This is a genomic window from Paenibacillus sp. FSL R5-0887, assembly GCF_038002305.1.
Classification (GTDB): Bacteria; Bacillota; Bacilli; order Paenibacillales; family Paenibacillaceae; genus Paenibacillus_AQ; species Paenibacillus_AQ odorifer.
The window spans coordinates 1,600,647-1,613,440 of sequence record NZ_JBBOCE010000002.1 but is presented as its reverse complement, the minus strand read 5'-3'; the positions used below and the strand labels follow the sequence as shown (position 1 = coordinate 1,613,440).

Genomic DNA, 12,794 nt, shown 5'->3' with positions numbered 1-12,794 from the left:
TGGTGTCTTGTTCATAGAAAGACGGTGATGGAGTAACGGAGAGGAAGTTTGGAGCTGTAGGAGCGTCAGCGTTCGCCCGAAAGCTTTCCGTAGGAAAGCTCGCATCGAAAGCATATGCTGTCATCGGATGTCATCCGCTAATAGCGGTAAAGATCAAGACCTCTGATGACAACAGCGGCCGGAAGCCCAAACATTCCTCGCAGTTACGAAATTCATCATCGTTTTTCTATTTAGGGCACTAAGATAATTAGCTAGCGCAAGATTCACACTCTTCTATAGTCAAAGCACGGCTACGCACATAATAAGTTGATTTCAAGCCGCCCTTCCAGGCATTCAGATGCAGTTCCAGGAACTCGGTAGCCTTGATGTCAGGACGGACATACAGGTTGAAGCTTTGGCCTTGATCGACGTGACGCTGGCGAGCAGAAGCCATGCGGATCGACCAGTTTTGGTCAATCGTAAATGCTGTCTTATAGTACCAGATCGTTTTGTCGGACAGATCCGGTGCTGGGTTAGCAATCTTATAAGTTGTTTTTTCTTCATAGGAAAGCAGTTCATACAGCGGATCAATGCTGGCGGTGGAGCCGGCAATAATCGATGTAGATCCATTCGGCGCAATGGCGAACATCCAAGCGTTACGTACGCCGTCCTTAGCTACTTCTTCTTGCAGCTCGCGCCATTGCTCAGTCGTTACATATTTACCTTCTTGCTCACCGCTAACATAACCGCGGGAAGTGAAGTATGCGCCAGTCTCCCAATCGGATCCAGCAAATTTCGGATAACGGCCTTTTTCACGGGCAAGCTCCATGCTCGAACGAACCAACAGGTAGTTGATATGTTCATATAAATGATTGTTATATTCTACGGCTTCCTCGGATTCCCAACGAATGCCCTTGAGTGCCAATAGGTGATGCAGGCCGAATGTGCCGAGACCTACTGCGCGGTACTGGCTGTTCGTGTATTGTGCCTGCAGAACTTCAATATTATTAATGTCGATTACGTTATCAAGCATACGAACTTGGATCGGAACAAGTCTTTCTAATACGCCAGCTGGAATCGCCCGTGCTAAGTGAATCGAATTCAGATTGCAGACTACGAAGTCGCCAGGGATTTTGGAAATAACGATCCGGGTCTGGCCATCTTTAGTTACTAATTCTTCTTGCTCAATAACTGTTGCAGACTGATTCTGCATAATTTCTGTACACAGGTTGGAGGAGAAAACCATACCTTGATGACGGTTTGGGTTAGTCCGGTTCACGGTATCGCGGTAGAACATGTACGGTGTACCTGTTTCTAGCTGTGATTTCATAATCCGTTTCATGATGTCGATCGCAGGAACAGTGATCCGGGATAATTCCAGGTTCGCTGTAGCTTCAGCATATTTTTCACGGAAAGTACCTTTGCCAAGCTCTTCATCGTAGAAATCTTCCAATCCTAGTGGACGGCCATTTTTATCTGTCCAGCCCATGACCTTTTTCACCTCATGAGGGCAGAAGAGGTTCCAATGGCTGCGCGATTCTACAGCTTCCATGAACAGGTCAGGCAGGGAGACGCCATGGAACACGTCATGTGCACGCATGCGCTCGTCACCGTTGTTCAGCTTAAGATCGAGGAAAGCGAGAATATCTTTATGGAATACATCAAGATAAACAGCTACAGCACCTTTACGTGTGCCCAACTGGTCTACACTGACTGCTGTATTGTTCAACTGGCGAATCCAAGGGATTACACCGGAGCTTGTGTTCTTGTGGCCACGGATATCCGAACCACGTGCCCGTACTTTTCCGAGGTAAACGCCGATGCCGCCGCCCATTTTGCTAAGACGTGCTACGTCTGTATTGGAGTCAAAGATACCCTCTAGGGAATCGTCTACAGTATCAATAAAACAGCTGGATAGTTGTCCAGCGACCTTTTTGCCGGCATTGGACATTGTAGGTGTAGCAGCAGTCATATAGATGTTGCTCATAGCCCAATAAGCTTCTTTTACAAGCTCAAGACGTTTTTCAGCTGGCTCACGGTGCATCAGGTACATAGCAATAATCATATAACGTTCTTGTGGAAGCTCCATTACACGGCCGTCAAAATCATGCGCCAAATAACGGTCGGATAGCGTAAGCAGACCGATATAGTCAAACAAAAGGTCGCGTGTATAATCGATACACCCGCCTAGTTCGATAATTTGTTCTTTGGTGTAATGACTTAGAAGTTCTTCGCGATAGATTCCTTTTTTCACGAGATCCGTAATTAGTGGATACAATTCACCGTAAGGCTCTTCTGGATAAGCTTTGTAGCGGCGATGAACGGCAGCTTTTTTATAAAGGGTAGTCAGAAGGGCGCGGGCAGCTGCGAACTTCCAGTTAGGCTCTTCTTTTGTTACAAGCTCTAGAGCGCTCATGGTGAAGGCGTTGCTGATTTCTTCTCCGCTTACCGAGTCACGACGCAGTTTGGAATTCACTCCACGCAGCAAAGTTTCTTTATTTAGTTGATCGAGACCTTCCAGAATACGGTCAGCGTAGACGGAGAGACGGTTCTCATCAAAAGCCAGTTGGCGATTATCCGGTTTTACTACGAATTGCGGCATGGTTAGTTCATCCCTTCTTATTTCAAATTAATTTTCAATATCAAAAATTGATATATTATAGCGCAGCAGGCTGCCACAGAAAGACCTCCGAGCCGTTCATGCTGGCCGGAATGTCGATAATGCGTTGGTTGGAGCTTCCCCGGTAGAGAAGCGTAGTATCTTTCAGTTCTTCTACAAATCTTCCATCTATTAACACCTGACACTGTTTAAGTAGATTCCACTCCGGCGTACCGGGAAGGGCTGTAAGTTCTTCGTACGTATAACCACTGTAAATCCAGATTGAGAACCCTGGCAGTACAGTGCGAAGCTCATGAATGAACCCCAGCAACTCTTCTGCTGAGAAAAAAGGATCGCCGCCTGCCAGTGTCAGACCATCCAGCAAAGGGTTAGCGGCGATTTCTGCAATGATTTCATGTTGTCGTTCTAAGGTGAAGACTTCTCCATATTTAAAGTTCCATGTCTCGGGATTAAAACATCCCGGGCAACGATGGCGGCAGCCGCTGAGAAAGAGGACGGCCCGCATGCCCTCTCCCTCGTTAATCGACTCCGGATAGTAACCGCAAATATTCATAGATGCTTAACGCGATCCCGAACTTCAGCTTGTTTGGCGGCATTAAAGCGGGTCTGATAGTCGCCGGTTAAATAACCTGTAACTCTGCGCAAACGGCGGATGTGCACATCATTCTCATTTGCGTTGCAGGAAGGACAGTTTGTCCCAATTACGCCTTCGTATCCACAGCTGGAGCAGCGGTCAATCGGATGGTTAATGCTGAAATAACTGACCTGTTGTTCGAGCGCATATTTAATGATTTTGATAAAAGCCGATGGGTTGTTGCGGGCATTGCCGTTTAATTCGACATAAGAAATAGCCCCGGCATTGCAGTATTCATGGAAAGGAGCTTCCAAGCTGATCTTCTGAGCAGCACCCAGATCGAAGTATACAGGGATGTGAAAAGAGTTCGTATAATATTCACGGTCGGTTACGCCCGGAATGGAACCCAGTACCTTGCGGTCAACTTTGGTGAATTTACCGGACAAACCTTCTGCTGGAGTAGCGAACAGGGTGATGTTAAGATCCAGTTCCTCACTTTTCCGATCGCAATAGTCCCGCATATGACGCACGATAGCCAGCGCCTTGGCATGAACTTCCATATCCTCGCCATGGTGTTTGCCGTACATAGCTTTCATACATTCCGCCATACCGATGAAGCCAAGAGACAGACTGCCATGCTTCAGCAGATCGCCTACAGTGTCATCGGGTGCAAGATGTTCGCCGCCTTCCCAAACGCCTTCTCGCATCATGAAATCGGAAGCTTTAGCTTTTTGTGCGGTTTGGATGTGGAAGCGATGGAGAAGTCCTTCCAGCGCAATATCCATATAATGATTTAGATCTTCATAGAAGCCAGCTTCGTCTGCGACGGTACGTCTGCCTGTTACTGTGCCGTGTGCCAGACCTAGCCGAACCAGATTTAGTGTATTAAAGGAAAGGTTGCCCTTCCCAGAGCAATGATTACGCCCAAAACGGTCACCGAGCACTCGGGTTCGGCAGCCCATTGTAGCGAACTCCGTATCAGGATCACTTGAATCATAATACTGCAAGTTGAGCGGAGCGTCCAGATTAGCGAAGTTTGGATATAGTCTGCGCGCAGAACATTCAGCTGCTTTTAGGAACAGTTCATAGTTAGGATCGCCTTGCTGTTGATTGATTCCTTGCTTGCATTTGAAGATTTGAATCGGGAACACTGGTGTTTCTCCGCTGCCAAGTCCGTTCATAGTTGCGGTTAGCAGAGAACTGATCACAAGCTGACCTTCTGGTGAAGTACAAGTACCGTAGTTGATGCTGGTAAACGGTATTTGTCCACCGGATCGGCTGGACATGGTATTCAGATTATGTACCATACTTTCAGCCGCTTGCAGGGTTTCGATTTCGGTTTCCTTTAGTGCAAAACGGAACGCTCTTGGATATGACTCCGCCAGATCGGTCCGGCTCATCGTAATCTCGCCCAAAGATTCGTCAGCTTGTCCTTCTTCAAAATAATCCAGACCCTTGCGGAACAGCTTGGCGAAGGATTTGGTTACATAAGGTGCCAGATCGTAATCGAGTTTATTGGCGGATACACCACCATATTGAGCATTTTGCTGGGATTGGAAAATAATCGCTACCAGAGACATAGCTGTCATTATTGAGTTCGGAGGACGAACGCTGCCGTTGCCGGTATTGAAACCTTCACGGAGAAGTTTATCAAACGGGATAAAAATACAGTTCGTCGTTCCAATCGCGTATTGATCCAGATCATGCACATAGACGACATTGTCATCAATAGCCTGCACTAGCTGTGGCGGCATCGTAAAATTGCGGGCGTACCATTTTGAATATTCACTGCCGAACTTGCTCATTTTACCGGAGAAACTCTCTCCATTCAAATTGGCATTCTCGCGCAATAGGTCCATATCCCGACTGTCGATAATATCCCGGCCTAAATCAATGAGCTCTTCTAAAAGAACTTCCCGTGCATTTTCTACTCCATTAAATTGTCTCTCCAACAACGTCATTGTACAGCTCTCCTCTCAGTATAAAAGAAAAACATCTATCATCAAATCCATATATCCATAAGAAGTTGGACTGCTATAAGCAGTCGTATATTTGTTCAGATTACATAAAAAAAAGCATCCCCTACCCGAGGATGGCAGAAAATGCCCGATGCGTTATGTAAATATCCACACGGATATTTGCAGAGGTCTCTACGTAGATGACCGCATGCGGACACCATCCCTGTTCCTCGCAGGCATCAATAGTTGGTGTCGTCGAAACAGGTAGGTCTCCTGGCTTCCGTGGGATCTCTCGGCGCCTTCCCAAGGGTGTTCCTAACCCTCAGTGGCATTTGCCGGGAGATGTGGATTCTCAAGCTTCCCAGAAGCTTAAGAAGGCCATCCGGTTACAGTGGCGGGACCGCAGCGGATTCTCACCGCGCTTCCCTATTAAGCTCTAAATCCGGTTAAGGATCAAAGCGCCTGTCTCCACTATATTTTGTTGTCGTTAGATAAAAATAACCCAAGATGTTGTGTTTGTAAACAGTTTTTTAGAAAACCCGCGCGGGGAGCGGGTTCTTCAAAAGTACTCCACAAATGATCCACAGGCTGTCCATAAGTAATCCACAATTGATCCACAGGGAGATGCGAAATGATTCATAAATTGTCCGAAAAGATGCCACAAAGAGTCCATAAATATAGTGCAGATGACCCTAGAATTTGCTCATGAGAAAATACTCTTAGCCCAAAGTCATATTTTGGAGTAATCAGAAGAAATAGAAGAGATAAGGGAGGATAATCTTGCTTAGTTTGTGACAGAGCGGTGGAATTGTTACAATGGAAGGAGACAGCTACTATAAAATTTCGAGGAGGTATTCTCATGCCTATCGCTGAAGTTACAGTTATTCCAATTGGAACAGGCAGTACCAGTCTTAGCAGCTATGTTGCGGATATGCAGCGGGTGCTGAAGACAGTAGAAGGGATTACTTATGAACTTACGTCTATGGGTACGATCATCGAAGGGCCTCTGCAACGCATTTTTGCCGCGGTAGAAGCTTTGCATGAGTCTCCTTTTGCCGCAGGTGCAGAACGTGTCTCTACTTCACTTAAAATAGACGACCGCCGCGATAAACCCTCTACTAGCCGTGGAAAGTTAGAGTCTGTGGAGCGTAAGCTACAGGTGGATTAGCAGTTTAGGAGGGCGGAAAACAGGGAGAAATAGGCTTGCGTTTCTGGCTGAAAGTTGTATAATATTTTTTGTTTGACAGAAAAACAGCGTTAAGCTGGTGTAGCTCAGGGGTAGAGCAACGCACTCGTAATGCGTAGGCCGGGGGTTCAATTCCCTTCACCCGCATATCTAAGAATGGCGCAATGGCGCGGTTTTCCGGGATTCCGGGACCGTGCCATTTTTCGTTAAATCCCCCTGACTTCTTCCATTCTTCTACCCTTTATCCGAGTAAAGTGGGTGTCTCGTCAATTTTCTCCACTTCTTTTCGGGTTCCTAGAATAGAATCTCCGATACATCGGGGCACCGCTTCCTGCAGATTGGGGAGAACATGTGAATAAGTATCCAGAGTGATATTTATTGATGAATGGCCTAATCTTTCCTGAAGTCGAATATGATGGACAGCCCCTGCTGTTCCCTGTTCTTCTGGAGAAACGTATCAAGGAAGATAAGACATTGCGCGAAATCGCTAATGAAAACGGTATGACTAGTGGTCACTGTCGAGCAGATGGAAGGTGTGGCGCAAGCTGACAGCAATCAGAATGAAGAATGGTGGAGGAGGAGCAGCATAAGCTGCTTTTCTCTTGCGGGGGCAGATCGGTTAGATGGTAATTACTATAAAAATAAAAAAGACACCACAAGGTGTCTTAGTACAGATACTTTTCGCTCGAATTTCACGAGCTCGTCAGTGAACTGAGTTCATAAGCAAGACTGGCTACGGCTAACAGATGAAGAGATAAAGTAATATCAATGTTAAAATGTGCTGTAATATTAATTTTCATAGATAACCACGCTCCTAAAGTATAAATACACATAAAGAAAACTTTATAAAGCGCTTGGCCTGCCATCATCAGTGCCAGGTAGCCATCCTGTACAGACGCCTTAGCGTTTCGACAATAACATTATACTTAATATTTTGTGTTTTGCCAAAAAAAGCCCCCCTATTCTTGGTTGGGGTGGCGGTTCTGTGTGGTTTCTCAGCGCTTTGGAATCATGATGGTCATTGAGGCTCCACGCACGCGGCTGCAGAATGATCAAATGGAAGTTACGTTTCGGTATTCATATCTGCTGCATGCTCTGAAATTGATTATCCAAAATAACGGGCAGCAAGTTCAGAAGGTTAACGGATTTTTTATTGATACAGGTTGAATTTAATGTTTGATACTGTTGTTATGCTAACGGGAAAGGATAGTTTAATAAAGGAGTTACTTAAGATTGGAATAATGAGCAATGTGACAATTATGTCATTCTGAATTGAATATTGTTAGGTTAATCGATGGGGAAGTTTACTTGTCTCCCTTATACTGGAAATTAAATGATTTTATTTCCGAAAGGGGACAATGCACTAATGACTGATGTAATTAAAGCAATAATACTTGGCATAATAGAGGGCTTAACTGAATTTTTACCAGTATCATCTACTGGACATCTTATTCTAGCAGGCGATTTGCTTAGCTTTGAGGGAGATGCTGCAATAACTTTTAAAATTGTTATTCAGTTGGGTGCAGTGATGGCAGTTTTAATTCTTTATTGGAAAAGGTATTTGGAGATTGGGGTTAATATGATTAGAATGGATTTTTCCAAAAGCAAAGGATTAAATGTCATTCATATGATTTTGGCTATGTTACCAGCATTAACCCTATATCTTCTCTTCAAGGACACAATAAAAAGCCAATTATTTGGCCCAACCCCTGTTTTGATAGGTCTAGTTGTTGGTGGCGTGTTGATGATCATTGCAGCGCGGAATAGGCGGACTGAAACCGCTGGTACTATCGATGGGATTAATTATAAACAGGCTTTCGGAATTGGTCTGTTTCAATGCTTGGCGTTATGGCCGGGATTTTCGAGATCAGGTTCGACGATTTCAGGTGGCCTGTTGCTTGGCACTAGCCAAAAAGCCGCTGCAGATTTTACATTCCTTATTTCCGTGCCTGTTATGTTTGGTGCAAGCTTGTTAGATTTGTACGATAGTCGTGATTTGCTGAGTTCTGACGATTTGCTTCTAATGTTAATTGGCTTTGCGACATCCTTTCTTGTGGCAATGATTGCAGTAGTGACGTTCATCAAACTGATTAAGAGACTTCGATTGGAGTGGTTTGCTCTATACCGGTTTGTTTTAGCAGCGCTCTTCTATTTAATTGTCATACATTAATTGGATTAGTCAATATGAACATCATGGGAAAGAAGCTTTTAAAAAGGCTATACATCATATCCTGCACAGATTAAACTAGAGGTTAAAACAAGGGGAAATCACCAAACAAGACAAAGCTCAAGTAGTCTATGAACTAAGGAATGAATTTTCGGTGTAAGCACTTCTACAGCTAGCCATTATCCCTCGTTTGTTTCTTCTACCATTAATATCACAAAGTAATTTTACAAGTGTTTGGGAATATGAAAATCCCCACCAGTTTAAGGTGGGTTTTTTGCTTACCAAGTATTATAGTTCGATTGATACTTAACTTGTTTATTCTCATAGCTCTCATTGGGGTAATCACGTCTGACAGACTGCAAGTAGCCTGAAATTGCAAATGCTGCAATAAGCCCTCCTATAACTCCTGTGATTAAGCCGAATGTTGAAAATCCGAATGTGGCAACTACTCCAATGGAAGACAATGCTACAAGCAATAGACTGAATATTTTCATCTTTATACACACCTCCATTTTGTATATGTAGTAATTTGGAAATTAAGATTGATACGTTACCTTGTTTGATCGGTTTCGATAAAAATAATAAAAATTCAGCAAATCTTTAGACGGGCTTCATACTTATTTAAGCTAAGAGGATTATAGTAATTACATAACCCCCTTATAATATAGATCTAGACCCTGCCGGAAGTTGGTGGGGTCACTTTTTTGCACAGAGTAATTTTATAAATATGGTTGCCCAATATAGAAGAGAAACAAGAAATATAAAATGTAGAGAATGGGTAGCTTTATTTTTAATTTCTTGCAGGAATTTTTGAATTTTTCTGAGGTCTTGGACAGATTCTTCATCACATATCCATAAATGAGGAATTGTCCAATAACAAAGAAAATGAGCTTAAGGGGAAAGTTGCCCATTTTTATCTCAGTGAAAATAATAGTGAATGTGACACTCACAAAGGTTAGTGATACAACTTTTAAAAACTGTTCATAACGATCTTGTGGTTCTTTGATAGGATCCTGCTGCCCCCATTTTCTCTCATCAATTTCTGTCATGGTAAACCTCCAATCTACTGAATGTTATTAGTATTTCACCAGATTGAGATGCTTTTTGAACAGGGAGAATTAATTGGGAAACCATTATGAGTATAGTTGTCTGTTGCATCTTGTTGAAGGCTTACTTGTTGTGGAGATAGTACACTTGAATTTGATTGATTTGCTGATGCGAAAGGAGCAATTGCGGTAGTCAATAAAGCGATTGATAAAACTACGATTAGTTTTTTCATACTTTGATAATCCTCACATATGAAGTGTTTACTTACATGGATAATAGTAAATTTAATGGTTAATGATGTATATGAGCTATAAGATCGATTTGAAAAATGAGATGTTTTGTAAGTTTTTATAAATAAACGTCGAATATTATAATAAGAGAGTTTTATTGGTGTAGATGACCTAGGACTAATTAATTGTGATGAATTTTAAAAATACGAAACCCGCCGATGCATGTCTCGCGGGTTTGTGCTGATCCTGTATCTTCAAGTAGATCCTTCGTGTTATTAGGTACATTGCCAACAACTGTAGGGACTTTATAAGCTCCTATAGTTGTTACATGGTAAGGTTTCAGTAATTCCAACAAAGAGTAAATTCCCAAATGCTTGGGATTATGCCCACTGGCTTCGGTAGGTGAGCTTTTTTTGTTTACAGAATGTTCCAGAATTATTATATTCAGATTATGTAAATGTTTCGTCCGGAAGAGATTATTCATAGTATATGTTCGGAAGGGTATTTCTGCTTCAGGAATTCCCGTAACAGAGATGTTGAGAGTATATAATGTTCCATATTATATACTCTGATTTCTCCTTAAATCTACACAAAGAAGCGCCATCCCTTTTGGAGACGCCGCTTCTTTATAGTAGATTCTATTCTTTTTGCTCAATTCTTGATTTTGGTGATCTTTTTGGCGGTAACTTGTGCAGGGAATGAATCATCACTTACTTCAAAAAACACTTTAATCTCATCTCCTTTTTTATATTTAGAAGGTGCAACTTTATTTACCCAAATGGCTTTAGAGTACTCATTAGATTCGAGAACCTCCTTGTATTCCTTGTTCAAGTCTTCTTCTTTTAATTCAGAAATTACTAAAATTCTTTTATTTTCTACATCTATTGTGTGTACAATTCCTTTCAAAACTTCATTATTCTTACTACAGGCGGTGACGAATAACAAAAAAACAAAAATAAGAGTCCATTTAATAGTAGTACGTGGTTTTTGAATCATGGACCTTCCCCTCCAGTGGTTACGACATTAGTTTAAAATCGGTTGCACAGGCATAGCATTTAGTACATTACCAATATAAGAATAAACAGCAGCCTTTCCATTATGACGACCTTTATTGATTCTGGGGAGTTACAGGTGAATGTCTGTAGTATTGATATTTTCATAAGAACTTTTGTTTGTATATAATAAAAATAAATGTTCTTATTTTAGAGGCGATCAATGATGGAAATGAGTATCGACCAAACGGTTGGGATTATTTATCAGGTCAAGGTGAGCAAGATTACACAACGCGAGATCGAGATCCGTGGCATCCGTGACAAATGTCCAACATAAACAAAGGGGATAAATATCATGCGGTGTATAACAATACGGCAGCCTTGGGCGACCTTAATTGCTCTTGGTGAAAAAGAGTTTGAAACTCGTTCATGGAGAACAGCCTACCGCGGCGAGTTAGGCATCCATGCCGGAGTGAGGATTGACAAAAAGATTTGTGAACAGGAACCGTACAAATCAGTATTGGCGAAACATGGCTATACAGCGAATAATTTGCCGACAGGAGCTATTATTGCTACAGGTCAGCTCGCGGGATGTTATGTGGTTACTCCAGAGGTGGATTTAAGGGAATGGATCAATGGGAATGAATATGATTTTGGCGACTATAGTGAAGGACGGTTTGCCTGGAAGCTTGAAGGGGTTCATCCATTAAGCCATCCAATTCCAGCTAAAGGTCGGCTAAGCTTGTGGGAGCACTCTAATCACTTCTGAACGGCGAACAATATTTTTAATGTAATTTTTATGTGCCTATCAGCTTTTTTTCAGGTTCGAGGTATATATTAGAGACACCAAACACCCCCCAGTGTTTTGTGGTATATCTCTCTCAGGTCTTGCCAACTCCCATGGTAAGGCCTATTTTTTTGTTCACTAATTGATCGGGGGGAGAGAGCGCAGCGGCTTCTATACAGCTTTACTTAATCTGGTACTGTTCTTCGTAACTCTTAAAAGATGAAATATCCAGCCCTAGGTATCTGCGCATATGGATGGCAGCCTGAGCCGCAACAATGTCATTCAACAGCAGCATTCGTTCATGATAGCCACGACATATATACTTGGCTTCAATTCCAGTATTAAGTCTGTTTTGCTCATACACCTTGATTCCCCGTCTTCTCATTTCTGCACGAACATCCCTTAGATCTGTTGTAGCTACTGCAGCAGCTGTTCCAAGCACCTCCAGATAAGGGGCGGGTGTTCGTAAGTGTGTAGATAAAATGGCGGAGTCCCGTTCGAAAGCTGATAAAATCATCGGAAGCAATAAATAAGATTTCACCAGCATGTTGTCCCTGCTTTCTGCTCTATGCATGAATCTCATCACCTCTAATAGGAACGTATATTCGTATTCTACCCCGATATTCCAAAAATAATCAATGGTATTTCTAAACAGCTTATCCAATGTGATTAAATTCACAACTTAATAACGAAGAATAAATTATATTAAAAATTGTAATAATAAAAATTAATGTATCGAACGCAAATAAAGGAGAATTATGATGGAAAAAGAGGGCAGCCTCCAGCGTGGATTGTTTTTTGGTTTAATTTTGAGTGTTCCCTTATGGATATCCATATTGGGCTATATACAGTTACTTTAAAATTTAATGAAAAACCTTATGCGAAGCGCCTTTAGGCGCTTTTTTTGTGTGGTACTAATGCGGGGAATTATCGAAAGGAATTGATTGACAATTGTGGGTGTCGGGAGCTAAACTGTTATTAATTCAAAAGTATTAAAAGTCATAGACTGTTATTGGATAGAATGCTTCAGCTACCAGTTCTGGACTTGCAGTGTAATACATATATATAGTCATGATAATAGCAAACCGTCTGAAAGGGCGGGACGCAAAGTCCAGGAGTCTAAAGTGTCTTAAAGGCACAATGACCGTCCGACTGCCATGAGAAGGGAATTTCACTTCTTTTTGGCGGTCTTTTTTGTTGTTAGGTCCTTTAGAGTTTCTGGTAATTATTCTGATTAATATAAATCATAGTTTT

12 protein-coding genes, 1 tRNA gene and 2 riboswitches are annotated in these 12,794 nt (G+C 42.4%); of the genes, 6 read left to right on the top strand and 7 right to left on the bottom strand.

Going from position 1 to position 12,794, the window contains the following annotated elements; genetic code table 11:
• Positions 1-247: 247 nt before the first annotated feature.
• Genes MKY14_RS25045 through MKY14_RS25035 form a run of 3 tightly spaced genes read right to left on the bottom strand, consistent with a single transcriptional unit; the run spans position 248 to position 5,134 of the window.
• Positions 248-2,581 (bottom strand): ribonucleoside-diphosphate reductase subunit alpha, encoded by a 2,334-nt coding sequence (locus MKY14_RS25045; RefSeq protein ID WP_312150788.1) that lies wholly within the window; start codon positions 2,579-2,581, stop codon positions 248-250.
• A gap of 55 nt (positions 2,582-2,636) precedes the next feature.
• Positions 2,637-3,152 (bottom strand): anaerobic ribonucleoside-triphosphate reductase activating protein, encoded by a 516-nt coding sequence (nrdG, locus tag MKY14_RS25040; RefSeq protein WP_076124537.1) that lies wholly within the window; start codon positions 3,150-3,152, stop codon positions 2,637-2,639.
• Positions 3,149-5,134: an anaerobic ribonucleoside triphosphate reductase gene (locus MKY14_RS25035; RefSeq protein ID WP_076124534.1), complete on the bottom strand. Its 1,986-nt coding sequence runs from the start codon at positions 5,132-5,134 to the stop codon at positions 3,149-3,151. The genes nrdG and MKY14_RS25035 overlap by 4 nt, the downstream gene beginning before the upstream one ends.
• Before the next feature lie 243 nt (positions 5,135-5,377).
• Positions 5,378-5,612: riboswitch (cobalamin riboswitch) on the bottom strand.
• A 378-nt stretch (positions 5,613-5,990) separates the two neighbouring features.
• On the opposite strand from MKY14_RS25035, the gene MKY14_RS25030 reads away from it, so the two are divergent.
• The 5 genes from MKY14_RS25030 (at position 5,991) to MKY14_RS25010 (ending at position 8,487) form a co-directional block, all read left to right on the top strand.
• A complete protein-coding gene (locus MKY14_RS25030; RefSeq protein ID WP_036682575.1) occupies positions 5,991-6,299 on the top strand; it encodes an MTH1187 family thiamine-binding protein in 309 nt (102 codons plus the stop codon).
• A gap of 93 nt (positions 6,300-6,392) precedes the next feature.
• A tRNA-Thr gene (locus MKY14_RS25025) sits at positions 6,393-6,464 on the top strand.
• A gap of 234 nt (positions 6,465-6,698) precedes the next feature.
• Positions 6,699-6,866: a hypothetical protein gene (locus MKY14_RS25020; RefSeq protein ID WP_340977587.1), complete on the top strand. Its 168-nt coding sequence runs from the start codon at positions 6,699-6,701 to the stop codon at positions 6,864-6,866.
• A 438-nt stretch (positions 6,867-7,304) separates the two neighbouring features.
• Positions 7,305-7,484 (top strand): hypothetical protein, encoded by a 180-nt coding sequence (locus MKY14_RS25015; RefSeq protein WP_076124531.1) that lies wholly within the window; start codon positions 7,305-7,307, stop codon positions 7,482-7,484.
• 199 nt (positions 7,485-7,683) lie between these two features.
• Positions 7,684-8,487 carry an undecaprenyl-diphosphate phosphatase gene (locus MKY14_RS25010; protein ID WP_340977585.1) on the top strand — a complete coding sequence of 268 codons (804 nt, stop codon included), beginning with the start codon at positions 7,684-7,686 and terminating at the stop codon, positions 8,485-8,487.
• A gap of 275 nt (positions 8,488-8,762) precedes the next feature.
• On the opposite strand, the gene MKY14_RS25005 is transcribed toward MKY14_RS25010, so the two are convergent.
• The 3 genes from MKY14_RS25005 to MKY14_RS24995 all read right to left on the bottom strand — a co-directional run bounded on the left by MKY14_RS25005 (position 8,763) and on the right by MKY14_RS24995 (position 10,757).
• Positions 8,763-8,978 (bottom strand): hypothetical protein, encoded by a 216-nt coding sequence (locus tag MKY14_RS25005; protein WP_340977583.1) that lies wholly within the window; start codon positions 8,976-8,978, stop codon positions 8,763-8,765.
• 225 nt (positions 8,979-9,203) lie between these two features.
• Positions 9,204-9,533, bottom strand: coding sequence for a hypothetical protein (locus MKY14_RS25000; RefSeq protein ID WP_076124526.1), 330 nt, complete (start codon positions 9,531-9,533; stop codon positions 9,204-9,206).
• Positions 9,534-10,412: 879 nt separating this feature from the next.
• Positions 10,413-10,757 (bottom strand): DUF3221 domain-containing protein, encoded by a 345-nt coding sequence (locus tag MKY14_RS24995; protein ID WP_340977581.1) that lies wholly within the window; start codon positions 10,755-10,757, stop codon positions 10,413-10,415.
• Between the two features lie 351 nt (positions 10,758-11,108).
• Here MKY14_RS24995 and MKY14_RS24990 point away from each other — a divergent pair, with 351 nt between their 5' ends.
• The gene (locus tag MKY14_RS24990) at positions 11,109-11,522 is read left to right on the top strand and encodes an ASCH domain-containing protein (RefSeq protein WP_339246134.1); all 414 of its coding nucleotides are present in this window, start codon (positions 11,109-11,111) and stop codon (positions 11,520-11,522) included.
• Between the two features lie 199 nt (positions 11,523-11,721).
• Here the strand turns inward: MKY14_RS24990 and MKY14_RS24985 are convergent, their stop codons facing one another.
• Positions 11,722-12,114: a hypothetical protein gene (locus MKY14_RS24985; protein WP_051491249.1), complete on the bottom strand. Its 393-nt coding sequence runs from the start codon at positions 12,112-12,114 to the stop codon at positions 11,722-11,724.
• 495 nt (positions 12,115-12,609) lie between these two features.
• A riboswitch (cyclic di-GMP riboswitch) is annotated at positions 12,610-12,700 on the top strand.
• Positions 12,701-12,794 lie beyond the last annotated feature (94 nt).